This is a genomic window from Parachlamydia sp. AcF125 (genome assembly GCF_018342475.1).
GTDB lineage: Bacteria > Chlamydiota > Chlamydiia > Chlamydiales > Parachlamydiaceae > Parachlamydia.
Genome location: NZ_JAEMUD010000001.1, coordinates 28768 through 55222 on the forward strand (window position 1 = coordinate 28768; position 26455 = coordinate 55222).

Below are 26455 nucleotides of genomic sequence, written 5' to 3' on the forward strand. Positions count from 1 at the left end.
CTTCGGGCATCCTCACAGGAATTTCGGCCTTAGCAGCTGGGATTTTTATTCGGATGGACAGCTAGCCATTTCTAGCTCTTCTGGCTCAACCCACCGACCATGTTGTTTTATCAAAGCCACGAGCCGATCTACAGCTTCTGAGAAAGGGATATCTTTTTCGACACATTGCTTCCCTAAGTAAAGGTCGATCATCCCTGGCTTGGATCCCACATACCCAAAATCGGCATCGGCCATTTCTCCGGGACCATTGACAATGCACCCCATGATCGCAATTTTCACTCCCGGTAAATGCGCCGTACGATTTCGAATACTTCTTGAGACCTCCTGCAGATCAAATAACGTGCGACCACAGCTTGGACAAGAAATAAAATCGGTCTTTGAACTCCGCATACGCGCTGCCTGCAAAATATTAAAGCTGAGTTGACGCATAAAATCTGGCTCATGGGGAGCTTCTATCCAAATCCCTTCCCCATAGCCGTCGCATAATAAGGCTCCATATTCAGCCGCAGCCTGAATGATTAAATCTTCTTTGTCTAACAAATAGGTGAAATGAAGAATGACAGGAGAAGAAATCTTGGCATTTTGCAGCCATTCGAAAAAATGTCGAGCGGCATGCAGCTTATGGTTTTTAGGAGAAAAAATAAGTATTTCGGGTTTTAGCTCGTGAATCCAATTCCATTCTTCCTCCGACTCTTTTTCTACTAAGATAGCCAGAGGTTGTGGACGAGTAGTCCTGCTAAGGGCAAATCGAGCCGTTTGTTGCTGTTTTTGGAAGGATTCAATAGCGGCTTGTAAAGGCTGGATGTAAAGAGCATCTGTTAAAGGGTGAAACGAAGCAACTCCGACCCCCTTTTTTAAAAGGGTGCTTAAAATCTGCAGTTTTCTTTCCTCTCGCTCAGCATGCTTCAACACAATCATATCGGCGGTGGTTGATTTTAATTTAATCGTGCCGAGCTGCTTTTCGCAGCCGATTAACTGATAAAAATCAGGTTGTTGAAGGAGCTCTGCATCCACGTTGACCATCACCGTCCCATTTCGATGCATGGGCACACTTTTTGGGAAAGAAACCGCTCTTTTTTTGACTTCTTGGATGTTGCGATGAGTTTCTTCAAATGGAGATACCCCCTGCCCTTGAGCCTCTTCAGCTAAACGCACCAATCTCCTGCACGGATCTATTTCATTCCATGGATCTTCTGTTAAGGAAACCCGAATAGTATCCCCAATCCCATCCAACAGGAGGGCTCCCATTCCCATAGCGGACTTGATTCGCCCATCTTCCCCTTCTCCCGCCTCCGTAACCCCCAAATGTAAAGGATAGTTCCAGTTTAATTTTTCCATTTCAGCAACAAGCAATCGATAGGCCTGGATCATCACTAGCGGATTGGATGCTTTCATAGAAAAGATGAGGTCATGAAAGTCATTTTTACGGCAGATACGGGTAAATTCTAAGGCAGATTCCACCATTCCAAAGGGAGTGTCCCCATATCGATTCATAATGCGATCAGAGAGCGAGCCGTGATTAGTTCCAATGCGGATAGCTTTTTTAAGGCGCTTGCATTTTTCAACTAAAGGGGTAAATTTTTCCTCTATTTTTTCTATTTCGGCGGCGTAAGTGGCGTCGTCATATTCAATAATTTTAAAGCTTGCCCTTTTATCTACGTAATTGCCAGGATTAATCCGAATCTTATCTACAAAGTCTGCCACTTTCATCGCCGCTGGGGGAAAAAAATGAATATCCGCAACTAAAGGAATTAAATAGCCCCGCCTCACTAACTCGTTTTTGATCTGTTCGCATGCTTCAGCTTCTTTCATTCCCTGCACCGTCACCCTCGCAATCTCGCAACCAGCATCTGCTAGCCGCATAATTTGATCCACAGTTGCCTCTACATTTCGCGTGCTTGAGGTAGTCATGGATTGAATCCGAATGGGATGATCTCCTCCTACTCCCACCTTGCCAACCATCACTTCCCGGGTCTTGCGGCGAATAGTTTGATAAGAGGATACACAGTACTTCATTTTATTTCCTTTTAAGCCATGTTGTTTTAGGGAAGAGTATATTTTTAATCTCCATCTCCTGCAATCAAAATTTTCAAAAGGGTTAGTAAATGAGGAATTTATTTCCTAATGAAAATTAAATTAGTTTGTAGTATATTTAAAAGAAAGGAAGGTATTCGCACTTTAAAATGACTCGATTTTAATTAACTTCCTTAAAATGAGTCTTTTATCAATTTAATGAAAGGGATGGATATGCCGAACGTGAATGTAAATGATCAAGATCCAAACCAAGTGTATCAAGGCTTAGCCACTAATCCAGTAACGACGACCCAAGTTGGCCAAATCACCTCAAACTCCTCTTTACCCGCTATCGAGCCCAAAGATACCATAGCGCCAAGCGAAGCTGCAAAAGAACAAATCCTATTTGATTCTGCCAATCCTGTATTAGCTCCTCCTTTGGTCAATTTAAATAATTTCGCCGAATTTTATAGCTCCAACAGTGCTTTAAGTTCCTCCCAACAAGGGGATAATTTAGGTATTCAGGTAGCCATGCAAATAGAGCAAAAAAACCATGAGATTATTTCTAATATGCTTGATGGATGGATTGAAAATCTAAGAAAAATCGAAAAAGAATACAACGATAAAATTAATTCTCCCGCTTATCAAAATTGGATCAAAACACAATCTGCCGATTATCGGGCTGTTATTCAGCGCGAGACAGACGAAGCAACTAAGCTGGCTATCATGGCTACACCCGAATATCAAACCTGGGTATTAAGCCAGCTTTCGTCCACACAAATTCAAATCTCTCAAGCCGCATTTGACCGTGACCAATCACTCAAAGTTGGCATAATCAATGGATTAAATAATTATGTCGATAATCCTACTGCTGTTGACCCAGAACAAGCCCTTTCAGCTGCCTTTGTAGCGTCTACTGCCGTCTTGGGGGCAAGCTTGATTGCCTCCCCTGTCACAGAAATGACTACCGATCCGGTTTCTTATAATCCAATTCAAGAGCAATGGAAATTTATTTCCCCTCTTGTTCCCTCTAATATGGCTGCTGAATTAGGGTTAATTGGCGGGTTATTTGCAGGGGGAGTCATGTATCGAGCAGCTCTCACTACCATTTCTGAGCATGCGGGCGGCGGCAATGGTAAACCTCTAAAATTAGATTTTGCCCAAAAATACGCTGAACAAATGTTGACCTTAGCCGCCAGCCCAAGTTTTAACCAATTTATTCATGCTTCACTCATTAACAAGGTCGAGGGAGCTGATCTCCTTACAGACGCCCGCAAAGATGAGCTTTCGAGTATTGTAAAAACCGTATTGCTTAGTTCAGCTTTAGCCACCTATTACAAAATTGAAACAGGCAAAAATTCTTCCCAAGAGTTTTTATCGATGATTAGAGGCAATTCGAATGCGGGCGATATTGTATTTCCTGAAACAGACATCCGTTCTAAACTGATTGCAGCTATTCGAACCCAGCTCGACAGCTTAGGCGATCCTACTGAAAAAAGTCGGGTGTTAGAAGCAATTGGAGAATATATGGATACAGATCCTAGCACCGATAAGCTGTTAGAGCCTCAATCTGTGTTTGAAGATCTTCTAACTACTACTCCCTACGCAGACCGTTTAAGTAAAACACATGTTTAAATGTTAGGCTCTTTTTAGACACTAGGCCAAGTGTAAGCAAAGCGTTGTTTGTGATATTAATGCCATAGAAAAACTCGTAGAGAGGACTAAAAAACAAACACAGGAATTACTCCCGGCAAAAGAAAAACAAGAAAGGACGTCCAAATAAAGAAGAGAAGAAAAAATAACAGCTAGCTATCCTGCGAGCGAGTAATCTGCAAACAAGAAGGCTTAATGAATTTTTACCATTTTTAAGTTAAAACTTAAAAAATGCTTCAAGCAAGCGGCGCATATGAAGGTAGTCGATATTAGCCATTAATTCTCTTGCTGCATGCATGGACAGTTGTGGGCATCCAATATCCACAGTAGGCATTCCCGTAGAGGTTGCATGAAGGGGCCCAATCGTTGATCCACAAGGCATGTCTCCTCGGGAAACAAAGTGTTGAAGAGGGATTTTTTCTTTTTGGCATAAATGGGTGATTAATGCGCTTGTCCACGCTTCAGAAGCATACCGTTGCTTCGCATTCGATTTTAAAACAATCCCTTCACCCAGAACAGGCTGATGCAAAGGATCATGCTTTTCTAAGTAATTGGGATGGACTGCGTGCGCCAGGTCGACTGAAATACACATAGAATTATTTAACAGACGCAAATAGTCCTCTCTTGTTTGATTATATCCTATCATAATTCTTTCTAAGGTATGCGCTAAAAAGGGAGATTCAGCCCCTTGTGCCGTGGCAGAGCCAATTTCTTCATTGTCCCAAACAACCATCATTTTAAGATTTTCATTTTCAGGCTCGAGAGTTTGCTCTAAAGCCCCCCAAATAGCATGCACACTCGCTAAACTATCAATGCGATAAGCGGCAAGCATCTCTTTCGCATATCCGATAAAAGAGGGTCCTTCTAGGGGGAAAAGAAATAAATCGGCACCTAAAACTAGATGTTCACCTATTGCATGCTTTAAAAGCCAATCCAAATATCCTTTTGCGCCTAATGGCAATTCGAGAGCCGCTAGGGCAGATAGATGATTTTGTTTATTCAAAACCAGCCCATTTTCATTGACCTGGGGGTCTAGATGGATAGCCAATTGGGGGATCACCACCGGATAATCCTCCAGGCGTACAAGCTTTTCAACAATTGAGCCATCTGCATCCTTGACAATCACTCGCCCTGCAATTCCCAAATCCCGATTAAGCCATGAAGACAATAAGGGTCCCCCATAAACTTCTACTCCAAACAACACCATTGAATTGCGGTAAAATTCTGAATGAGGCTTAAGTTTTAAAGAGGGGCTATCCGTATGCGAAGCTGCCAGGCGCACAAGCGTTGGAGGGTTCAAAGGAGCCACAAATGCACATAAAGAAGAGCCATTTTTAATGGTAAAGTACCGCTTTCCTGGTTGAATATCCCAGCGCTCAGATTGCGACAAGCAAATAAAATCGGCCTTCAGCAACCTTTCTTGTAATTCCCTCACAGCATGCCAAGCCGTAGGCGATTCCTTTAAAAATACCATGAATTCTTGAATTTCTTCAGGGACCATCTTTTATCCTTGGGTTGGGATCCTGTCGCAGAAGTTTGCCTTAGACCGTGGGCATGAGCCGGCTTACGCCTCCCAAATATTTTTGAAGCACGGAAGGAATCAAAACGGATCCATCTGCTTGTTGGTTGTTTTCTAACAAAGCCACCATTAAACGAGACGTTGCAAGCCCTGACCCATTCAGTGTATGGACAAACTCGGGCTTTTCCCCTTTTTTTCGATAGCGAATTTGAGAACGCCTGGATTGGTAATCTGTACAATTAGAAACAGAGGAGACTTCGTAATAACGATCCTGACCCGGCAGCCACACTTCAATATCCACTGTTCGAGCGGAAGCAAAAGACATATCTCCCGTAACCAAAAGCATGTTTCGATAATGCAGCTCCAGCCCTTGTAAAATCTCTTCTGCGCTTGCCATCATTTGATCAAAAAGCTGCATGCTTTCTTCAGGCTTACTAAAGCAGAACATCTCTACTTTATTAAATTGATGCATGCGAATAAGACCCCTTTCTTGAGAACCAGCAGCTCCCGCTTCTCTTCTGAAACAAGGAGTATAAGCAATATATTTTAAAGGAAGCTGATCGATATCCAAAATTTCATCGTAGTGCAGCCCATTTAAGGGGACTTCAGCTGTGGGAATTAAATAAAGATGATAATCAGGATCCTTAATTTTAAATTGTTGGTTTTCAAATTTAGGAAGTTGACCGGAGCCAAATAAAATATCTTTTCTAACCAAAATAGGGGGAATCCATTGCTCAAAGCCATTCTTAATGTGAATGTCTATCATGTAATTCAATAAGGCCCATTCCAAGCGAGCACCCAAGCCTTTGTAAACAGGCCAACCCGTGCCAGAAATCTTAGCCCCTCGCTTAAAGTCAAATAAGTTTAGCCGCTCATTTAGCTCTACATGATTCTTAAAAGGAAAATCAAAGATAGGTTTTTGCTTAAATTCCTTAATCATGACATTATCTTTGGGGGTATCTGAAATCGGGATGTCATCCATCGGAAGGTTGGGAACTGTAGAAAGCAATTGAAGTAATTCTTGTTCCAAAGGAGCCAAAGCATGGTCTAAGTCGTGAATTTGATTGCCAAAGTGAGAAACTTTTTCTAAAAGAGCGCTCGCGTCTTCTCCTCGCCTTTTTAATATCCCAATTTGATCGGAAAGCTCGTTTCTAGCAGACTTGAGTTGCTCAACTTGTGTTTTGATTTCACGCGCTTGACGATCTAAAGCTAAAATGGCATCGATGACACTTTCAGAAGAGGGCTCTTTAGTTTTAATTTTAGCTTTTATGGCTTCTGGATGTTGGCGAACGAGCTTGATATCGAGCATAGAAATATCCTTTTTGAAACATTGAAGTTCGATTATAAAGGGAAAAAAGGTTAAAAAGCAAACTCCCTCAGGGATTTTACTGCAATTCAATTGAATGAAAAAAGGGATTTTTACTAAATTAGCAAGCAAGTAGTCAGTTTTAAATTCAGCGCACAAAAGAGGACGAGGTGAAAAAAGTTTCTTTACTTTTTATTTTGGCTAGCTTGATGTCACATTTACTGTTTGCCGAAAATAAAATCTATGTGGCCCCTGAACAACTTATTTTTGAGAAAAATGGCTTATTTGTTTCTACAGATGATTCAATTTTACCTCTTAGCCAGCTTAGCCATGACAAGCAAGGGTTTTACTTCTATCCGGAAGACATCTGCTTAATTCCTGGGCCTAACGCATGGGTATGTTTGATGTGTGGACATGATAATTGGTCTTGGCAAGGAAGGTGCACCCAATGTAACCATCGTCCTCAATAGATATGAAAATCGCATTTATCACAATCAGTAGCTTGTACCTCATGTGTGCATTTTGTAAAACAGAATGCACTTCCTCCATTCTAAACCAAATTTCTCAAAGTGAAAAAGAGCAGCTGGAAGCTTTTTTTGCCGAATTAGTGGTAGACGCGCATTTTGGCTATTCGCTATTTGGCGATAAACCCGTATCTTTAACGGGCCATTTCTTGCTAACCCCCTGGAACAACGTGCTCGAACTTCATAAGATAGATGGTGATTTCTGGCAAAAATGGAAAATTTGGGAAAAGTATCAAAAACAGCTGGAAATTACTCACTATCTCCTAGTCAAAGAGCCGGCTTCGTTTAAAAATAGCCAATTCATTATTTTAATAAATAAAAAAGCTTTCATCCATGCCTTCACCAAACACGCTGCACTTTTCCACGCCATTTTAGGAGCAGGCCTTAAGCCAGAAAAAATTTTACAAGAAATTGCAGAGGGCAAAAAAACGTTTTTTGAAAGCATCCGTCATAATCCTACTCTTTTAGGCCTTTTGTTAGGATATGGAGAACATAATGCCATTTGTTTTTCGCAAAAAGGAAAAATTTTAAAAATGTCCTGCTTAAGAAGCTTTGGTGACGATTCTCGCTTTTCCTTATTGAGAGTAGGCTCTCTTTATTTTTTGGCAGACTTCAAGCATCCTGAAACTCAAGCCCTCTATCAGAAATACGAAAAGCTTAGAGGAAGGCTTTCAACAATTTATGCGCATGGAAATTTTCTTCCCATCACCTTGTCAAAATTGACTGAATGAGAGGATTGAGCCTTTCATATGGCTAAGACTTGCTTTTCTTTTTCAAAATACTTCATTTTTTCTTTTTTATCTTAAGTCGCAACAGCAACCGCACACCAGTTTTTTTCTAATCCTAAGGGTTCTGGAAATTCTATGGGCTTTTCCAAAAGTGATCCATAAAGTACATTTTTTAGATATCAGAGCCGATGCCAAAGGCCTTTTCTCCTGCTCCTAGCAAATCAGTGCCGGCATGTTTTCTTGGAGGCTTCCTCAGATAAAACATGCAGAATGGCATACAGGGGGCCTTATTTCATCCTAGAATATAATAATGGACCGCCCTGGAATGAAATAGGGATAAAGAAAGGCCGAATGAATGCCCTCGAATCCCACAAGTAAACTTGAAAGGTGGAAATAAGGAATCTATGAGCAAAGCCTAGCTTCGCAAGGTTTCAAGGGTCCATTCTATGCCGGGAAAATTTAATTATAAAGACATCTTTATATACCGAATCCAGCTTAAGAGATTGTTACCAATATGCATGCTAGTGGGCATATATACTTCTCCTGTGAACTCTTTGGCAAGGCCCAATATAATCCCCATGAGGATGGCAGCCACCACTTGCGGCAGAAAAACAACTGGATTGCATACAAAAATAGCTGCATTAGAAAAATGCATTAAGCCAAAAATAACCGAGGTAAAAAATATCGATGTCACGCGAGCGGCACTATTTGCTGCAGGCTTTGGAAGCCCTAACGCCACGTAAAGAGACTCGAGTTTATTTTTAAGCTCTCCTTGAAGGCCTTCTCTAAAGGTTACTTCTTCCCCAATGGGAATTAGAATGCACACAAAAGGTGTTAGAAAGATTTTATCGATAAGGCCTAATTCGCTGAAAGGATCTGTAAGAGTTGTCGACACTCCCAAGCCTTTTACTATTTTTCCTGTCAAAGGGGCGTAGATTATAGGCATACACATGCCCAACCCCAAACCAATGGCGAGTTGGCCAAAAGGAGATGTGACAATTTTTTTAATTTTTTGAATAGTCGCATGGAAGCAATCTTTGGCCGCAACACCGCAAGAATACAATCCAGTTACAAACGGGTGAGTGGTGCAAGATGGACTAGGAATGGCAAAAAACATAGCCTAAATTCTCCTAACAATAAAAAATAACTAACTCTCAAAAAGTTTTACAACAACTTATCATTCAAGCATACAAAAAACCCATAGAACTTTTTCAAAATTAATTTTTTAACATACTCGCCTTAATTTAAGGTAAGCAAAATACAAAAAAACTCCCCCTAGTAAAGGACTTAACTGACGAAAAATTTCGCTATCTAATTAATATTAAGCGATCTACATCCAATAGGGGGCAAACATTTGAGACCCACCTATAAAAAGCAAAAATTTAAATAACGCACAGAAAAAATTTAAAAATATTCTGGTTGAAAAGTTTTGGGAGGATGATTCCCTTTTTCCCTACTGAGAGGAGGCTCGCTTTATTTTTTGGCAGGCTCCAAGCATGCTAAAACTAGGGATCCCTCCCCACCACTATGAACGGATCAAAGGAAGACTTCCAACAATTTATGCGCATAGAAATTTTCTTTCCGTCCCCTTGTCAAAATGGATTGGATTCGAACGGATGGATGATTGAGTCTCCTCACGCTATTAAGTTCTTGAGCCTAAAAAATATAGTCTGCTTCACGCATTCTCATCGACAAAAGAAAAGCAATTAACCTCCTTAAAAAAAATTGCCCGGTTTTTACTCTATTATTCTTTATCTTTTGAGAAAGAGCTAAATGCTAAATAACAAATAAAAAGTTAAACAAGACAGCTCCTCTTTTTCAATTAAGCTTCTTCAACAAGCACTTCAAATCAATAATATAATTGAAAATTTTATTTTCCAATAACTTCATCCAAACTATTTTTTTAAAAAAAACCTATTGTTTTTTTACCGAATTTAAACTAAAATATTAACCTTTATTTTCTAATAATTAATTAAGGTAATTCTTTATGCCATTTTCCAAAATTATTAATACTCGATCAGTCTTAATTTCTTCAGAAGGAGGCTCTGGCCATAAAATTGCTGCCCTCGCAGTCAAGTCCCGTTATCAAGGATCTTATTACGAACTGGATACCTTTGCTACCTTAGGAAAAATCGGAAAAGCTTGCACGGAGAGATGGAACCAAGCGCAAAAGCGGGGTGACATCAAAACCCAAATTAAGCTAGCCAACTATCAAGGATTGGCAGAAGCTCTTTTCAGCATTCCCATTTATTTTCGGGTTTGCTATGTATTATTGCGGCATAATATCGATCAAATCATTGATACGCAGGCCATTGGCACCCGTTCTATCATTAGAGCAGCTCGCACAGTTAATTTCATTTATAAACTTTTGCGCAAAAAAGAAAGGGTGATAAACGTTTGGAAAATTTTTATCGAACTCCCCACTTCCAAGTCTTTGTACTATCACCGATATATTAAAAAACTGAGCAAAAAAGACAAAAAAATTTTTAAGCTTGTCTCTATTAAACCTCCTTTTAAGACTATCCAAGAAGAAGAAGATTTTTGGCAAAAATACTGCAACCTGTCGGTTCTTACTAAAGAAGTGGTTTATGCCGATCCTCCTATTCGAAAGGAATTTTTAACTTATAAAAATTTACCTTCAAAGCCTCAAAAGCTAGCGTTTGCTGTGAATACGGAGGAAGAACTCCACCTTTTGCAATCTATACACAACGACTTAGAGCCTGACCCAAGTGAAGCCAAAAATTTATGGAATATTTCAATCAAAAATGATGATATCGTCATGACATTAATGCTGGGTAGCCAGGTAGCTGAAAAGGCTACCCTTAATTATGTCTCTCGCCTTTTCCAAGCAGGAGAAACGATCATTTCTCAGGATAAGAAAATTTACTTTTTTGTTTACTGCAACAAGCACATTCCCCAACAAGAGACGTTATTTAAGAAAGTGGTAGACCTTGTTAAAACCTACCAGAAAACAAATCCAAATATTAAGGTTGTTCCTTTAACCTTTCAAAATGCTTCAGAAATTGCCCCTATGATGTATCGAAGCGATTTTGCAATCATTAGAACTGGCGCTCAGGCCTCTCAAGAGGCAAAAAGTAGTGTGCAGGGGCAAATTTTGATCCACTCTGAAAATACAGATGAAAATATTTCTTTAGAAGACCAATCTGAATTACTAAAAGGCATTCCTTTATGGGAAGGAGGAAATGCAGAGTTTTTGATTAATACTTGTCAGGCAAAAATAGTGAATCCCTCGTTATTCAAAGAATATTTAACCTCTCGTTTAACGACTCATTCCTGCATTTGTCAATAGACAATAGAACGCTAGCAAAACTTTTTCCTTTGGAGGGAAAGTTGGGCACAAAATTTTATAACTTTGCTTTTGGCATACTTAAAGGAGTAGATACAAACAGCAAGGCAAAAAAGGTAAACAAGAGAAAAACCAAAAGCTTTGGGAAGAGATCTAATAAGTAGTATGGCAAAGTGTAAGGCCATAAATATGCGCTGGGCACCCTTCTAATAAGGTTTCAGCACATCGATTTAACGTCTCGCCTGTAGCGCGCGCATCATCTACAATTAAAACAGTCTGGTCGCAGATGTTGGCATTCTCTTGCAGCAAAAAATTTTCGCGATCTAAAAGCATCCGTTGTTTTCGCTCTAAGGCAGCTTGGCTATAATCGCCGCTCTTTCTTTTTAATACTTGCTTAACAGGACAGTTAAGAATTTTTCCTAAAGCATTCGCTAATAGAAGCGCTTGATTATACCCTCTAGACAGATGCCGCATAAATGATAAAGGGACAGGCACGATCAAATCAGGTATGGGCCATTGTAGCTGAAAAAACTGGTAGGCAAGAAAAGCTCCTGCGCCTTCTGCTAAATAAGGTTTATTGAAATCCTTTAGATGGGTAACAAGGGTAGCCGCTGGTCCAAAGTAGTCGAAAGCAGCCCCCATCCCTCGAAATAAAGGGGCCCGTAAAGCACAACGTTTACAAAGCTGAACATCTTCCCGAAAAACATGCTTAGGCTCAAAACAATAACAACAACGCTCTCTAGGATTGATCAGGGAAAGCTGCTCACTACAAAAATAACAAAACACACTTTCTGGATTCTGAAGCGAGCCCTGGCATTCTAAACAAATAGGTGGATAGATTAAATGTAAACCACTTTCCACCCATTTTTTGAACTTTTTCAAGAATGAAGCGCCAGCTGTTCGCCAAAAATAGTGGAAAGCCGATTTTCCATAGCTTTCATAAGTTCTGGGTAATATTGAGGGTAGTTTTTTTTGAACCATACATCAAACTTGTCCACAATTTTTAAAAGGTCACTGCGGTAAACTTCTGGATTTTTTATTTTTTCCTCAGAAGATAATTTTCCAATATCCAGGTGAATAGGATAAACAGTTTCTCCATAAACAAAGCCTGTGTTATGCATGACTCCATGGTCTCGATCATAAATCCCTTTTGCATATTCCTGTAAATAGAGGTCAAAAATTTGGTTAACCCGATCAATGGCAGTTAACACAGATCCTTTGGAAAGCAAAGCAATCATTTCCTGACGCGTGGTCACAGCTTTTTCTTGCACCACATACAAAATTTCATTCAGGTTTAAGAAATGAGATAGGCCCAGTTTATCCCTCACTTGCACGATTTTTCCTGGATCAAGCTCTCGATTCAAATGCACATAAAGCAAACCGCTTTCTTTTTTATGTCGTTTATAGGCCAAATGGTAGCCGCTAAATACACTTTCAAGCTTTTCTAGTTTTTTCACGCGCTCGTTCTCTCGAATGTCACTTAAAATTCCGATAGGAGGAAGCCACTCAACCAACCAAGAAGGCTTAAGGTGTTTAAATTTGAAAAGCTTCAAAATATACCTACCGTCTTCGCTCATAAAAGCAAAAGACTGAGCCCCTTTTCCCAGGTAGGCAAATTTCTGGTCTAAAATCTTGTCTAACTTGGTTTGCTCTGCAGTAGATAAAGAAGCATGCTCCCATTCAGAATGATAAGGAACCTCATGCATGTAATTGCCTTTTCGAAAATCATCTGTTAAATTGTAATAGGCTCTTGCAACTCCAAAACAGAAAACTCCTAAAATTGCGATGTAGCCTAGACGCGAAATTTTTCTCATCAAATTCAATACCTTTTTGAAAACGAATGTACCTATTTTTAATTTGTATGTTTTGAGCTAACATACTGAAAATAAAAAAATTAAGAGATGCCTCTTAAGGCTAAATTCCAAACCTCTCCTTGTAAGCAGTTCACTATACTTTATCTCTTAAAACAACACAAGATCTCCTCTGTTTAAAGGATTTGGAGTTCAGAAAAACAGAAAACTTTTATATTGTTTTCTGGGAGACGATCGTTCATATGATTTGTTTAATCTTAATGAAACCTTAATAAAAAGACTGTAACCTATTCGGCTTAATTAACATTAGTAATTTCATTGAAGTCTTAGTATGCAATTAAGTTTCACACAAATTCATGAAGCAGTAGGGGGCTGTAAAAATTCTACTGCAATCAGGATCAAGACCAAGCCGTTGGATTCTGGTCATCCTGTCACTCACTGTCACTATGTGGCCACCGCTTCTCCTACCTCTTTTTGGCCATTTGGTAGCCAGCGAACAAAAATTCGCAAGCAAGATGAAAAAACAATGGAGCGTTTTACTAAGCTAATTGGAGAAACGGCACCTCCTGCCATTAAAACTCAATTAATCCATGAACTTGAAAGTCAGAAAAAAGGAACCAAACTTACTGCAAGTAAAATTCGGGAGATTTACAGCGCATGTCTGGCCTCACATTTAAACGGGCCGAGAATAGCTGCCTGTTTAGCTCGCGCAGAATTCGCACGCGTGATCTTTGATGAGAAATCGCAAACCTATAGAACGCAAAAAGCTTACTTTGGGGCTTTTAGAAAAAAAATTAGAATGGAAAATCAAAATGCCCTTCGAAAGTGTTATGAAACGTTTGTAGAAGAATGGGGAAAAGAACGGGTAGATCGCGCTTTAGCAAAATATAGCCTTAATTGGGAAACTCTTTGTTTAGAAGGAAAGCCCTTAACCGTCGGGCTTATTAATAAAATGACAGGAGCGATTGCCGAACTTCAAAGCGAGGATCTTCCTATCACGTGGAATAAAGTCAGAGAAATTTGCTTGGATAAAGCGCCGGTCGATCTCCTCCCTTCCCATCACAGGAAAAAATTAGCCGAAATTCTCAATACCCATTCGGATGAAGAGTTAAAAATTGAATTAACAACTAAATATCTCCCTTATCTTTCAAGCTCCTATGATCAATTACCTCAAGAAGTGCAGGAACTATTCTCAAAAGTGACCCTGCTCGATGAGAATGAAGGAAAAAGGGCGTTTCAAGAAATCGGGCAAATTGTTAAAGATATAGGAAGCTGTAAAAATTCTGCACCCGTTCAGATCAAGCTTATGCCAACCTATGCTGCTAATCATGCACGCTATTATACTGTGGCAGCTTCTGCTAGTTCTTTTTGGTCATTTGGCAGCCAACGAACAAAAATTCGGGAACAAAATCGAGAAACAATCGGACATTTTATTCAGCTAGTTCAAGAAACGGCCCACCCCGATATTGCTCCCCAGTTAATCCGTAAGCTAGAAAGCCAGAAAAAAAAGGGGGCGCAACTTACTGTAGGAAAAATTCGCAAAATTTACAGCCAATGTATAGCCTCTCATTTAAGCGGTCTGAGAAAAATCGCCTGTTTAGCTCAAAAAGAGTCCGCTCGCGTGATCTTTGATGAGAAATCGCAAACTTATAGAACGCAAAAAGCTTATTTTGGCTCTTTTAGAAAAAAAACTAGAAGGGAAAACCAAACTGCCCTTCGAAAATGTTACGAAGCGTTTGTAAAAGAATGGGGAAAAGAACGGGTAGACCGCGCTTTAGCAAGATATGAGATTAATTTAAACCGCCTTCATGTAGAAGGAAAACCTTTAACAGCTAGTATAATCAATAAAATGACCTTGGGGGTGGCGGACTTTTATGTGGAAGATCTACATGCGACTTGGGATAAAGTCCAAAAAGTTTGCCTGGATGAAACGACGGTCGATACTTTGCCTTCTCATCACAGAAAAAAATTAGCCAAAATTCTCAACACCAATTCTGAGGAAGAGCTAAAAACCCAATTAACGGCTAAATGTCTCCCTTATCTTTCAAAGCCATACGATCAATTACCTCATGCTCTACATCATCTATTGTCAAACGCGACTTTGCTCGATGCCGATGAGTTAGAACTCATGTTCCAAGGAAAAAGAATGGAAGGGATCATTACCGGCTATCCTCCTCTCTCCATGTTGTATTTCTATTATCCCTTACATGTGGAAGATAAAAGCCGTTTACAGTTGTATCACACCATTCTGACACTTTCTAAGCGTGTATTTGCTAAACCTGATATCTTAACCAAAGCCACTTGGGAAATCTTTGCCAAAGCCTTTATTAAATTTCGCGTAGCTAAAGACATGCTGGTCCCCTTTCCGCCTGAAACTACCGATAACAATAGCTTTAACTGGTATAGAATTATGAAAAAAATTGAGCCGGGAGGTTCCAAGCTGGCTTTTCATTTATCTCAATTGCATCAAGGCGGCCCAGAACTTCCTGATATTCTGTGCTATCGGAGCACAACTTCAGTGCCTACCCAGCAAAAATGCCTTGAGACTCTCATTGAAGATTCTTGGTTGCTAGGCCCAGGCTATTTTCCTTTTTACAGATGGAAAGGAATGAAGGAAGAAGATCAGGTTTTATTCAGCAATACACACAAACCTTTAGTCGTATTAGGCCATAGTCTTGGCGGCAGCCATTCACAGCTTTTCTTGATCAATCGCCTTCAAAAAGACGGGCCTAAGTTGCCTGACCGAGACATCCATATCGTTACGTTTGATTCCCCTGCTCCTAGAACAAAAGATGCGATCAAGGTTAGCAAATTTTTGCATGAGAATCATCGCGTTAAAATCAAATTTTACTTTAGCTTACAAGATTCCATTCCAGGAGCCGGTGGGGCATTTCCCGGATTCGATATGGCAGCCGAGGCTATCAATAAGGTAGAATGTATTGTGGCAGATGCTCTGAAGTTAAAGCATCCCGCTCTTAACCTACATCCACATGGCCGTTTCTATTACTTATCGCCAGACCTCCATTATGAAGAGCGAGCCACCGAAGTTGAAAAGTTCAGCAGTGAAGCTTGGAGAGCAAAAACGGAACTGATTAGGAAAGTCGTAAGCCTCTTTTTATTTCCTCCTATCCTTATTCTAGGATATACTAAAAGACTCCTTATGGGTAGAACGGGACGCTCAGGTAGTTTAAGAGTGATTTTTAATAAAATTTTTAGAATTTCACCTAAGCCTAAAACTAAAATCAAAAATTACGGAATTGAGCTGGTATAAATTAAAGAATCTATTTTTAAGAAAAAAGCCTTGGAATCGTATGGAAAAAACCTTTGCCTCTCTAATTTCCCTGTCAATACCTTCGGGATAGGAACCAGAGTAAAGGCCTCAATCCTAAGCAACGAATTTTTCTGGCTGGAATAGCTCCATGATCTCCCCATTTTTCGGCGATTGCTTGAGAAAAGACGCAAGATTAATCAGCTTGTCATGGCCTTGCAGAAATAAAAAGCTGTTCTTGGCCGGCTCTTTAGGACATTTGAAATTTAAGCAGTGAAAGAGCAAGAATCACTCGCTTTGCTATTGAACAGCAAAAAAGGGATTTATCCCCTAAAAAGCCCGAAACAAAACACACTGCCTGGGAGAGTAAAGGCTTGGTTTTAATCGATTTGCTCTCCCTCCTCTTTTTGTGAGGCTGCAGGCGAAATTTCCACATCCTAAAAAACAAAATACCCCTTGTCAAATTTCGGATTTTGAAAAAATTGGAAAGGGAATAGACAAGCTTCAAAAAGAATACCCCTGCAGGCTTTCTTGTCCTGGTTATCCTTTCGTTTTCTTCCCTGTATGAAAGTTTATCGCCTTTTATGAATTGGTTCCCAAAAACCCATTGAAATATCCGACAGATCTAAAATATTTTAAGGCGTTTTTTTTAATTTGACTTTTGGAAAAAATTCAGTACCCTTGCAGATAAAGCTGAACTTGCATCCTTAGCTTGCCACTCCTTATGTCTGGGCTAAATCATGCAGCCGGTAAAAAATGACTCAAGTCGGAAACCATACTTATGCTACGGAAGTTTTTAGATTACCAACTTTCCCTTACTGAAAAGGGGAAACCTTTACATTTCATGCGTCCTCTTATCACGGCGGGCGACACATTTTTATATGAAGCGCCTTGCAATACAAACGTAGGCCCTCACATTCGGGATGCCATCGATGTCAAAAGATGGATGTTAATCGTTGTGTTTGCTTTAATTCCTTGCACTCTAATGGCACTATGGAATACTGGCCTCCAATCATTTGTTTATTCGAGTGGCCATTACCCTTTGATGAATGAATTTCTTTCCAGTAGTACCTCCCTTCAAGGATATTGGGGTTTTGCTCTTAAAGACCATCGTTATCTGTCAATTCTGAAAGAAGGGCTGTATGCCTTGCTTCCACAACTCCTCATTGCCTATGCCGTGGGAGGGTTTTGGGAAGCGCTTTTTGCTTGCGTTCGTCAACATGAAATTTCAGAAGGCTTTTTAGTCACAGGCATTTTATATGCTTTGATTTTACCTCCGACGCTCCCCTATTGGATGACTGCGGTGGGGGTATCCGTGGGCATTGTTTTTGCCAAAGAGGTCTTTGGCGGTTCTGGCATGAATATCGTCAACCCTGCTCTCGCCTGCCGGGCATTCCTTTTCTTCGCTTATCCAGGTAAAATGTCCGGTAACGTGTGGGTCGGTACAGACGCCACAAAAGTTCGAGAAAGCTTAATTGCAATGAATCACGATTCTAAAGCAAGTCTATTGGATGGCTACACTCAGGCCACCCCGCTTGCTAAATTTAATGTTACCCCCGAAATCAAACGTATTCATGTAGATGCGATTGCAACCAATCATCTGGGACAGGATGTTAAAACTTACTCGACTATCCAGGAGAAATTTGCGGCATGGAATGCGCACGGCTCTCATCAAGCCTCCTTAGGGGAACTCACTCAAGACCAAATGAAAAGTTTTGTCACTTCTCCTCTAGCTGAGGGGGGCTTAGGATTATCCCCCGGCTATTATGAAGATGCTTACCAATTCTCAGCACTTGATCATGGGATTGGTTCAACCAACAGTGATTGGGGCTTTTTCTTTGGAAATAAATTAGGCTGCATGGGGGAAACCTCTACCCTTGCTTGCATTTTAGGAGCTATTTTATTGGTTTATACTGGGGTAGGAGCCTGGCGTACAATGGTCGCTATGGCATTGGGGATGTACTTGACAGCCTTATTTTTTGAATTTGGCTCTGCATTTTTTGGAGCGGCTAATGGAGCGTGGGCACCTGCCACCGTGGGATTTCCCGCCTATAAACATCTCCTATTGGGCGGGGCTGCATTTGGGATTGTATTCATGGCAACCGATCCAGTGTCTTCTCCGAGCTTAGATTCGGCAAAATGGGTTTATGGGCTTTTCTGCGGGATTGTTACCATATTAATCCGGGTGGTTAACCCCGCTTACCCCGAAGGGGTAATGCTTGCCATATTAATGGGAAATGTTTTTGCTCCGTTATTTGATTACTACGCGGCCAGATTTTATAGAAAAAGGAGGATGCGCCATGTCTCATCCCGCATCTAGAGGCCCTAGCAATGCTCAAGTTATTACGTTTATGGTGACCTTAAGTTTCATTTGTGCCCTTATCCTTTCTGTGCTAGCTAGTGCTCTAGCTAAGCCTAAAGAAATCGCGCAGGAACTCGATCGAAGTAAACAAATGATGATTGCAGCTAAAATTTTGAGCCATGAAGGCTATTTTTTAATGCAAGATAAAGAAGGCAAGCATATTCCGGCTAAATTCGAAAAAGGAGCCCTTTTGGTTCCGGGAACTCCCCAAGATATTCCCTCAAGCGCAGAATTGAGGGAAATTTACCAAAAAAGATTTATCCCCTTTTTGGTCGATGACAAAGGCAGCCGTTTTACCTTTCAAGAGGCTAGTCTCAATGAAGAACAGTACCTTGCAGATTACAAAAAGAGTGGCTACTATAAGCAGCCTTATCGATTACTTTACGAAATTCTGCCCAATGGCTCCCAACAAAAAGATAGCCAACCAGTTGGCTATGTTATCCCCGTGAATGGGTATGGGCTTTGGGACGCGATTTATGGCTACATTGCTTTAAAGCCAGATGGCAATACGGTGATTGGGATCTCATGGTATGATCAAAAAGAAACTCCTGGGCTTGGCGCAAACATCGCCGAAGCCCCTTGGCAAGATCTTTTTCCGGGAAAGTTCATCTTTCAAGAAAGCGCGGATGGAAAAACCCACTTTAAAAGCGCCCCCATTGGAATTCTGGTGGTTAAAGGGAAGGTTTCCGAAGTATTAGGCGATTCTCCTAAATCCAAAAGCGCTGTGGACGGTATGGCGGGGGCTACGCTGACCGGCAATGGGGTTACCGATGCTTACCGAGAAGTTTTAAATGCCTATCGCCCCTTTTTACTGACTCTTCATGAAAACAAAAATGAAGAAAAGCCTAACCTTTATACAAAAGAGAACAGGATATGACCCAGCAAAACCCACCAGCTATGTCTTATTTGACAAGCCAATTATGGAGCAGTAACCAAATTCTCGTGGCTGTCTTAGGGATTTGTTCTGCTCTAGGAGTCACAAACCGATTATCTGTGGCCCTCACCATGGGATTATCTGTTTCCTTTGTGACAGCCTTTTCTTCCTTAATCGTCTCGGCTTTGCGAAAAATTACTCCCGATAGCGTCAGAATGATTACGCAACTTGCAATCATTTCGGTATTTGTGACAATTATCGACCAATTTCTTAGAGCCTATCTTTTTAGCGTATCCAAAGTCTTAAGCGTTTTTGTTGGCTTAATTATCACCAATTGTATCGTGATGGGGCGCACAGAAGGGATGGCAAAGAATGTCACTCCTCTCCCCGCTTTCATGGATGGGCTTGGAGCCGGACTTGGTTACATGTGCGTGATTTGCATGGTGGGAGCCATTCGAGAACTTTTAGGTTTTGGCCAACTTCTTAACCAGCAAATCATCCCCTTGAGCTGGTATGCATCGCTCGAAAATCCTAATGGTTATGAAAACTTCGCCTTGATGGTAAGTCCCCCTGCGGCTTTCTTTATCCTTGGCTGTTTGATTTGGTTATTTAATCTCTATAATGAAAAATAACGAGGTTTATGAATGGGTGAATACACTTTACTCAATCTTTTGGGACTCTTTATCCAAGCTGTATTTATTGAGAACTTCCTGCTAGCGAACTTCTTGGGGATGTGTACCTATTTAGCGTGCTCAACAAAACTTAAAACAGCAAATGGGCTAGGCGTGGCAGTCGTTTTAGTGCTCACCGTTGCGGGAGCTTTAAATTGGTGTGTGCACCAATTTGTAACAGGCCCGGGAGCCTTATCATGGCTGAGTTATTTTGGAATCGAGGCCTCTAAAGTCGATTTAAATTTTCTCGAATTTTTACTCTTCATTTCAGTCATAGCGGGATTTACGCAAATGCTTGAGATCATTATTGAACGGGTTTCTCCTGCCCTATATAGCTCTCTTGGACTTTATCTCCCTCTGATTGCGGTAAACTGTGCCATTTTAGGAGCCTGTTTGTTTGCTGTTACGCGCAATTATCCTTTCATTCCCAACTTAATGTATGTCTTTGCGTCAGGGCTAGGATGGTGGCTAGCGATAGCGCTCGTCGCAGCCATTCGTGAAAAATTGGCCGTTTCAAACGTGGTGCCAGGCTTGCGAGGGATGGGAATTACCTTCATCGTTTCGGGGTTAATGGCCATGGCTTTTCAAGGCTTTACAGGGATTAAACTTGCAACTCCCTCTGGCAGTTCTACCTTAGCAAAAAATAGCTCTGTGTTAGAATTGCAAACAAATCCAGAGCCTGCTCAAGAAAATTTCAAGGAAATTTAAGCTCTATTTCAAAAAACCGAACGGCCGCGCTGCCGTTCGGTTTTTTACCTACTCCAAACTTCTAAAATACGCGGCACTGATCTTGTTGCGTAAACTCATCTCTCACGTGGTCTAAAATTTCAGGATCTAAAAGACAAGGAGATAATCCCCAAATTTTTTCGCTGTAATTTTTAATCGAATAATCCACGGAAAATTTGCCCATTCCCGCAATATTGTGTAGCGCATATTCAGCCCAGCGGAGAGGCTCTAGGAAGAGGGATTCGGCTTTCTTTTGAACCAAATAAAAACTCTCCAGATCTTTGAGAATAAAATAGCGATCTGGGGCTCCCCCATAATGCATTTCCATAAGCTTACGGTATAAATCGGTAAAAGCCTGATGCTCACTATCGTTCTGAGCAAATGAACGATCCCGCAAAGCATCTACAGCTCGCCGAATTTGCGGATTGCTTGCATAAATATCCGCAGAGCGATAAGAGTTCTCTTGCCTCATCTTTTGTATTTCTTCTGCTGAACATCCAAATGAAAAGGGCCACCATTGATCCCCAATTTCTTGGCGCATCTCGATATTGGCCCCATCCTCTGTCCCCACAGTCAAAGCTCCATTCATGGCAAGCTTCATATTGCCGGTCCCTGAAGCTTCTGTTCCCGCTGTCGAAATTTGTTCTGAAATATCGGCGGCCGGAATTAAAAATTCCGCCTTGGAAACATTATAGTTTTCCACATAAATAACTTTTAGCAAGTTATGGATGGCAGGGTCTTTATTGACACGGCGCGCAATACAGAAAATCAAACGGATAATATCTTTAGCAGCCTCATACCCAGCAGCTGCCTTTCCGGCAAATATCACCGTGCGCGGGACACGGTTATGCTGAGGATTTTCCAAAATTTCATGGTAAAGCATAATTAGATGCAAAGCATTCATCAATTGCCGTTTGTATTCATGGATACGCTTAATCTGGATATCGAAAAGGGAATAGGGGTCGATCACAGGTGACATTAAAATGGCTTCCCCGTCTGCCGTATGAAGCGGATTTTCTTGTTTAATGTAATCGATCAATTTTTGTTTATTTTTTGTTTTAATCGCTAAGAACTCTTCTTGAGAGTCCACTTCTGAAGCGAATTGGGCAAGTTTGCTAATTTGCGTAAAGTCTGTAATCCACCCATCCCCTATCCGTTTGGTAATAAAGTGGGCAAGTTCAGGGTTACATTCTAGCAACCATCTCCGCTGCGTGACTCCATTTGTGACATTCACAAATTTTTCTGGGAAAAAATCATAAAAATCTTTAAATACAGACTTTTTTAAGATTTCTGTGTGAAGAGCCGCTACCCCATTGACAGAATGTGAGCCCATAATTGCCAGGTTTGCCATACGCACTTTCCCATTTTCTAAGATGGAGACCCGCTGTACCTTAGGTTCATCATTGGGAAACTTAGCGCGCAAAGCATTGCAAAAATCGTAGTTAAGCCGCTCCACTATTTTATATTGCCTAGGAAGCAAATACTGAAACAAGCTCTGGTCCCATTCTTCTAAAGCTTCGCTTAGAATCGTATGGTTGGTATAACCCGTACAAGCCTGCGTCATTTCAACAGCCAACTTCCAAGGAATATCATGCTTGAATGTTAGGAGGCGAACCAGCTCTGCGATAACTAGAGAAGGATGGGTATCATTGATTTGAATGCGCACCTTGTCGGGAAAGGAGCGGAAGCTGTCATGGCTACTCAAATAATGGCGGATAATATCCTGAAGAGAGGCGGAAACAAGCAAAAACTCTTGCTTGAGCCGAATCCTTTTTCCCGTTTCATGGTTATCATTAGGATAGAGCACATCTGTCAAAGTGGTATTTTCGGCAGCTTGCCCTAAGCTGCCTGCATTGTAGCGTTGCAATTGGAAATTACGGGGAGATTCTTTCGTACTCCATAAACGCAAGGTGACCACAGAAAAATCGGGTGTTTTACTATAACCTATAATAGGGACGTCATAAGGGAGGGCAAACACTTCCTCGTAATTGGCTAAATTTTGAACTTCGTCTCCATGAATATTCTTTGTCGAGGTAGCGTCTCCACAATATTTTACCACCACTCTGCGTAAATCCCTTCTGAATTCCCAAGGATTTTCATTTAAAAGCCAGCAGTCTGGGACTTCAACTTGCACGCCATCCCATAATTGCTGTTCGAAAATTCCATATTGGTACCGCAAACCATACGCTTGAGCGGGCAAATGTTGCGTCGCCAAAGAATCCAAAAAGCAAGAAGCTAGCCTTCCCAACCCCCCGTTCCCTAAAGCGGGGTCCGATTCTCGCCCGATGATATCCTTGTAGCTGCGATTCATTTTCCGCAAAACGCGCTCGACAATCGATTGGGCAGAAAGATTGCAAATCCCATTTGATAAAATTCTGCCTGGCAAATATTCGAGCGACAAATAATAAAGCTTTCGCACGTCGCGCTGATCTTGGGTTTTTGCCGTAGCCAACCAATTAATCATAATTTCTTCGCGCAAGGCGTACGAAAAAGCTCGGTAGAATTCATCATGATTTGCTTCTGTGGAGGTACGCCCCATTGTGGTAATCAGATAATGTTTGGTTTTAGCGGCTAACATTTCTGCTTGATAATCAAGATCCGGTGCGGGCTGGGTCATTCAAAATCCTTTTGGCTCTGTTTGTCAAAATTTATCTATAGCAAATTACTTTTTTTTATAACAGACCAGAATTTTTAAAAAAATGGCTTATTTCCTACGCCCCCTCGAGAGTTTTGGTGTAAGTTTAAACAAGTTGTATAAATGCGTTCTAATTGCTCAACGTTGATATTATGGGCCCTCCCTGTTTTACTACACTTTGTTTCAAAAACACATACTTTTGCTTTAATTTCATCCAGTAAAGAATTTGCCAACCCAAACTCACTCAACTTGCACGCCTCCATAAACTTTTGTCTCTGCATTTCAAGCTTATCCGCAGCACGAATAGCATCTAAATCTAAGCGACGGAATTCAGTTACTAACTCAGTATAAGAACTCTCTAATTTTTGGAGGTCAATATAAGGGGCTTTCCTATAGATAGTTTTAAAATAATCCGTTTTTTTTAAAATTTTATTTATGTCAGACCTTGCCTTTTTTAAATCCCACCGATTGCACGCATTCCAAAAATCTATTTCTAAATTCCTAAGTTCTCGATTGAGGGCTCTCCGCTGAGCTTTATAGGATTCTTTGATGCTAGTATAAGAGCTTTCTAATTTCGCGACGTCAATAGTAGTAGTAGAGGCTACCCGTTTTTCAAGACGGCCAGGCTCAACAGTTTTAAAATCGCGCATTTTTTCTTTAATTTCAATTAGCAAAGACTTTGCCAATCCTAAATTCCTTTGAGTGCACGCATCCTCAAACTGTTTTTTTATTTTCTTAAGATCCTTGCTTAAGTTCACATCTTTGATTTTATTCTTATACAAACTTATCAATTGCTTGACATCAAGATTATAGGTTATCCCTGTTTCACGATAGACAGTTTCAAAACAGCGCGCTTTTTCTTGAATTTCAATTAGCAAAAACTTTACCTCTTCTAAATAATTTTGATCCCAAGCATATTTAAACTTCTCTTCCAAAAGCTCCAGCTCTTTAGCAGTTTTTTTAGCTAACTCCACGAGTTCACTTTTCTCTGTATAAAGGTTTTCTAATTCCTTGAGGTTAACATTATGGACTAACCCTATTTCACGATAGTCAGTTTCAAAACGTTGCGTTTTTTCTTTAATTTCATCTAACATAAGCTTTGCCAATCCTAACTCATTCTGAACGTACGCTTCTCGAAGCTGTGCTTCCAAAACCTTAAGCTGCCTAAGGTCTTGCTGAGTTAAGGTTTGAGTATAAAAACTTTCTAATTTCTCAAAGTTAATGTTAGGGGATATACCCGTTTCTCGATATTCTTCTTCAAAAATGCCCAATTTTTGTTTGATTTTATCTAAGAAATAATTAGCGGGCACAAAATTATTAATGTTGATCGCTTCTCTCATCGCTTCGTAAAAGTTTTTTTGCAAATCAGCGAGCTCAAAAACAGCCTGTTTAGCCGCCTTCTTTTTTATAAAAAGAGCATACTGCTCTTCCAAGCCTTTGATTCCCACTTGAGATTGAATTTGTTCATCAAACTTTTGGACACCTTGTTTTAAGGCAGTAAGGATAGCTTGCGACTCATCGGCAAGGCGATAGGTTTCATCTGCGCAGCAATGGTCAAAGCGATGGATCATTTCGTGAAAGTGACGCGTGATTACCTCTTTGGCCTTGGCAACAAGCTCGAAAACATCCTGATGTTCAATAATCTCTAATTTTCGAAGGCTCTCTAAGTGCTCGGCAGCTTTTTTAAAGTCATTTTCCGATAGGCTTTTTTGACGCAAAATAGCTTGAATATTCGCTTGGATTTGATCGCAGATCTTAATTAACTCTCTAATGTCTGAATCATTTAAAACTGTTTTAAAGATTGTCCCAGGTTTTCGGATGCATTCAAGCTCAGCTATTTTGCCTACTACCTGCTCTTTAGTTAAGGCCCCTGCATATTTCAAATTAGGGGCATCTAAGGGATCATAAATGAACAGCCGTTCACTTAACTCGCGCAGAGTCGCGACTTCAAATTCATCTTTTAATTTTGTGTCTTTAATAACCTCTTTTAAATCATCAAGTAACTCTTGTTCCTCATCGGGTTGTGCAAAAGTCACTTGCGTAATTCCCAACAAAATAGAATTTTTATATCTGACGAGGTTTTCCTTCGATCCAAATAAGTCGCAACAAAGCTTAATCATATCCCTAAGCCCACGCGACCTATCTGCCTCTAAGGCATGAAAATTAATGAGAATGACCACTTTCACACTTTTAGCTTGAATAAACGCCTTTCTAATATTGACAGCATTCGCGATATTGATTTCATGCCCTCGGTTATCTAAAAAGCCAGGACAATCGCAGAGGCTCATCCCATTTTCCATCTCGACTAATTGTGGCATAAAAGTTTTTGACTGTGTAGTATGGCCAATCGGCATAATTTCATCGCGGGCCCTCCCTTGATCGAGCCGCTTACCAGCTACCACCTCCTTTACCCCAGTCAATCCAAGGCTTTTAGGTTTCACTCGTTCCAACTTGCAGCCACAAATCGCATTGCCAAAGGTACTTTTCCCGGAACCCGTATTGCCAATGATGACTACTAAATTTCGATTTTCGGCTTTCGCAGCTTCTATTTCCCCTCGCCTGATACACTCCATTAAGACAGCAATACTCTCTTCTGGCTCCAAGTGGCTAGAGGGATTAGCGAGCTTGCGATCTAATAGGTCATTAACATTAAAATTAGGGGTAGAGGCGTTTGCTGGAGTATGCTCAACATGCACAGAAGAAGCCACCTGGATTGGAACGGGTGTGCCTGCTGAAAAACCCAGACTTTCATTGCTTTGAATAGGGGGTATCATGATTTCCTCCTTTGTTTAGCTGAAAGATTAAAAGTTCTGCTATTGGAAAGCTTTTCTGAAGAACCGCTATTCTGAGGTTTTAACTTTTTAGAAATTTTGTATTCTTCAATATGGTTCCAGACGGCTTCATCGGAGAGCAATAAAGCTTCAGCGATCTGTGGGAAAGACCACCCCTTATCGTGAAGCAGCACGGCTTTGATTCTATCGCAAACGCGTTTATCACGTTCTTTTTTATGCTGAGCACGTAGCCGCGGTCTCTCTTCATCTATTAAAAATTTCATGTG

The 26455-nt window shown here is 40.7% G+C and carries 19 protein-coding genes; 10 read left to right on the top strand and 9 right to left on the bottom strand.

All coding sequences use genetic code 11. The features are described from left to right. Positions 1-45: 45 nt before the first annotated feature. A complete protein-coding gene (ispG, locus tag PARA125_RS00095; protein ID WP_213156709.1) occupies positions 46-2016 on the bottom strand; it encodes a (E)-4-hydroxy-3-methylbut-2-enyl-diphosphate synthase in 1971 nt (656 codons plus the stop codon). 231 nt (positions 2017-2247) lie between these two features. Here ispG and PARA125_RS00100 point away from each other — a divergent pair, with 231 nt between their 5' ends. Then, positions 2248-3648: a hypothetical protein gene (locus PARA125_RS00100; RefSeq protein WP_213156710.1), complete on the top strand. Its 1401-nt coding sequence runs from the start codon at positions 2248-2250 to the stop codon at positions 3646-3648. A gap of 235 nt (positions 3649-3883) precedes the next feature. Here the strand turns inward: PARA125_RS00100 and PARA125_RS00105 are convergent, their stop codons facing one another. Beyond that, positions 3884-5167 carry a M18 family aminopeptidase gene (locus PARA125_RS00105; protein ID WP_213156711.1) on the bottom strand — a complete coding sequence of 428 codons (1284 nt, stop codon included), beginning with the start codon at positions 5165-5167 and terminating at the stop codon, positions 3884-3886. 40 nt (positions 5168-5207) lie between these two features. Further along, positions 5208-6494, bottom strand: a complete 1287-nt coding sequence (gene serS / locus PARA125_RS00110) for a serine--tRNA ligase (RefSeq protein ID WP_213156712.1) — start codon at positions 6492-6494, stop codon at positions 5208-5210. Positions 6495-6661: 167 nt separating this feature from the next. On the opposite strand from serS, the gene PARA125_RS00115 reads away from it, so the two are divergent. Together PARA125_RS00115 and PARA125_RS00120 are read left to right on the top strand one after the other, a co-directional pair. Then, positions 6662-6961: a hypothetical protein gene (locus tag PARA125_RS00115; protein WP_213156713.1), complete on the top strand. Its 300-nt coding sequence runs from the start codon at positions 6662-6664 to the stop codon at positions 6959-6961. 41 nt (positions 6962-7002) lie between these two features. After that, a complete protein-coding gene (locus PARA125_RS00120; RefSeq protein WP_213156714.1) occupies positions 7003-7746 on the top strand; it encodes a hypothetical protein in 744 nt (247 codons plus the stop codon). A 460-nt stretch (positions 7747-8206) separates the two neighbouring features. Here PARA125_RS00120 and PARA125_RS00125 read toward each other — a convergent pair whose 3' ends face one another. After that, positions 8207-8860: a CPBP family intramembrane glutamic endopeptidase gene (locus PARA125_RS00125; RefSeq protein ID WP_213156715.1), complete on the bottom strand. Its 654-nt coding sequence runs from the start codon at positions 8858-8860 to the stop codon at positions 8207-8209. Positions 8861-9239: 379 nt separating this feature from the next. On the opposite strand from PARA125_RS00125, the gene PARA125_RS09895 reads away from it, so the two are divergent. Together PARA125_RS09895 and PARA125_RS00130 are read left to right on the top strand one after the other, a co-directional pair. Then, positions 9240-9371 carry a hypothetical protein gene (locus PARA125_RS09895; protein WP_283248312.1) on the top strand — a complete coding sequence of 44 codons (132 nt, stop codon included), beginning with the start codon at positions 9240-9242 and terminating at the stop codon, positions 9369-9371. Positions 9372-9730: 359 nt separating this feature from the next. Beyond that, on the top strand, positions 9731-11053 hold the full coding sequence (locus tag PARA125_RS00130; RefSeq protein WP_213156716.1) for a hypothetical protein: 1323 nt from the start codon (positions 9731-9733) through the stop codon (positions 11051-11053). Positions 11054-11203: 150 nt separating this feature from the next. Here PARA125_RS00130 and PARA125_RS00135 read toward each other — a convergent pair whose 3' ends face one another. Both PARA125_RS00135 and PARA125_RS00140 read right to left on the bottom strand, forming a co-directional pair. Further along, positions 11204-11932: a ComF family protein gene (locus PARA125_RS00135; RefSeq protein WP_249274087.1), complete on the bottom strand. Its 729-nt coding sequence runs from the start codon at positions 11930-11932 to the stop codon at positions 11204-11206. Next, positions 11929-12864 carry a hypothetical protein gene (locus PARA125_RS00140; protein WP_213157482.1) on the bottom strand — a complete coding sequence of 312 codons (936 nt, stop codon included), beginning with the start codon at positions 12862-12864 and terminating at the stop codon, positions 11929-11931. Before PARA125_RS00140 ends, PARA125_RS00135 begins: the two co-directional genes overlap by 4 nt. Before the next feature lie 328 nt (positions 12865-13192). Here PARA125_RS00140 and PARA125_RS00145 point away from each other — a divergent pair, with 328 nt between their 5' ends. The 5 genes from PARA125_RS00145 to nqrE all read left to right on the top strand — a co-directional run bounded on the left by PARA125_RS00145 (position 13193) and on the right by nqrE (position 20744). After that, positions 13193-16132 (top strand): alpha/beta hydrolase family protein, encoded by a 2940-nt coding sequence (locus tag PARA125_RS00145; protein ID WP_213156718.1) that lies wholly within the window; start codon positions 13193-13195, stop codon positions 16130-16132. Positions 16133-16910: 778 nt separating this feature from the next. Further along, positions 16911-18449, top strand: a complete 1539-nt coding sequence (nqrB, locus tag PARA125_RS00150) for an NADH:ubiquinone reductase (Na(+)-transporting) subunit B (protein ID WP_213156719.1) — start codon at positions 16911-16913, stop codon at positions 18447-18449. Next, the gene (gene nqrC / locus PARA125_RS00155) at positions 18430-19368 is read left to right on the top strand and encodes an NADH:ubiquinone reductase (Na(+)-transporting) subunit C (RefSeq protein ID WP_213156720.1); all 939 of its coding nucleotides are present in this window, start codon (positions 18430-18432) and stop codon (positions 19366-19368) included. Before nqrB ends, nqrC begins: the two co-directional genes overlap by 20 nt. After that, positions 19365-19997 (top strand): NADH:ubiquinone reductase (Na(+)-transporting) subunit D, encoded by a 633-nt coding sequence (nqrD, locus tag PARA125_RS00160; RefSeq protein WP_213156721.1) that lies wholly within the window; start codon positions 19365-19367, stop codon positions 19995-19997. Before nqrC ends, nqrD begins: the two co-directional genes overlap by 4 nt. A 12-nt stretch (positions 19998-20009) precedes the next feature. Next, on the top strand, positions 20010-20744 hold the full coding sequence (gene nqrE / locus PARA125_RS00165; RefSeq protein WP_213156722.1) for an NADH:ubiquinone reductase (Na(+)-transporting) subunit E: 735 nt from the start codon (positions 20010-20012) through the stop codon (positions 20742-20744). 61 nt (positions 20745-20805) lie between these two features. Here the strand turns inward: nqrE and PARA125_RS00170 are convergent, their stop codons facing one another. The 3 genes from PARA125_RS00170 to PARA125_RS00180 all read right to left on the bottom strand — a co-directional run bounded on the left by PARA125_RS00170 (position 20806) and on the right by PARA125_RS00180 (position 26452). Continuing rightward, positions 20806-23379 carry a glycogen/starch/alpha-glucan phosphorylase gene (locus tag PARA125_RS00170; protein ID WP_213156723.1) on the bottom strand — a complete coding sequence of 858 codons (2574 nt, stop codon included), beginning with the start codon at positions 23377-23379 and terminating at the stop codon, positions 20806-20808. A 74-nt stretch (positions 23380-23453) separates the two neighbouring features. Then, a complete protein-coding gene (locus PARA125_RS00175; protein ID WP_213156724.1) occupies positions 23454-26171 on the bottom strand; it encodes a GTPase in 2718 nt (905 codons plus the stop codon). Continuing rightward, positions 26168-26452 (bottom strand): helix-turn-helix domain-containing protein, encoded by a 285-nt coding sequence (locus PARA125_RS00180; RefSeq protein ID WP_213156725.1) that lies wholly within the window; start codon positions 26450-26452, stop codon positions 26168-26170. The genes PARA125_RS00175 and PARA125_RS00180 overlap by 4 nt, the downstream gene beginning before the upstream one ends. Positions 26453-26455: the final 3 nt, after the last annotated feature.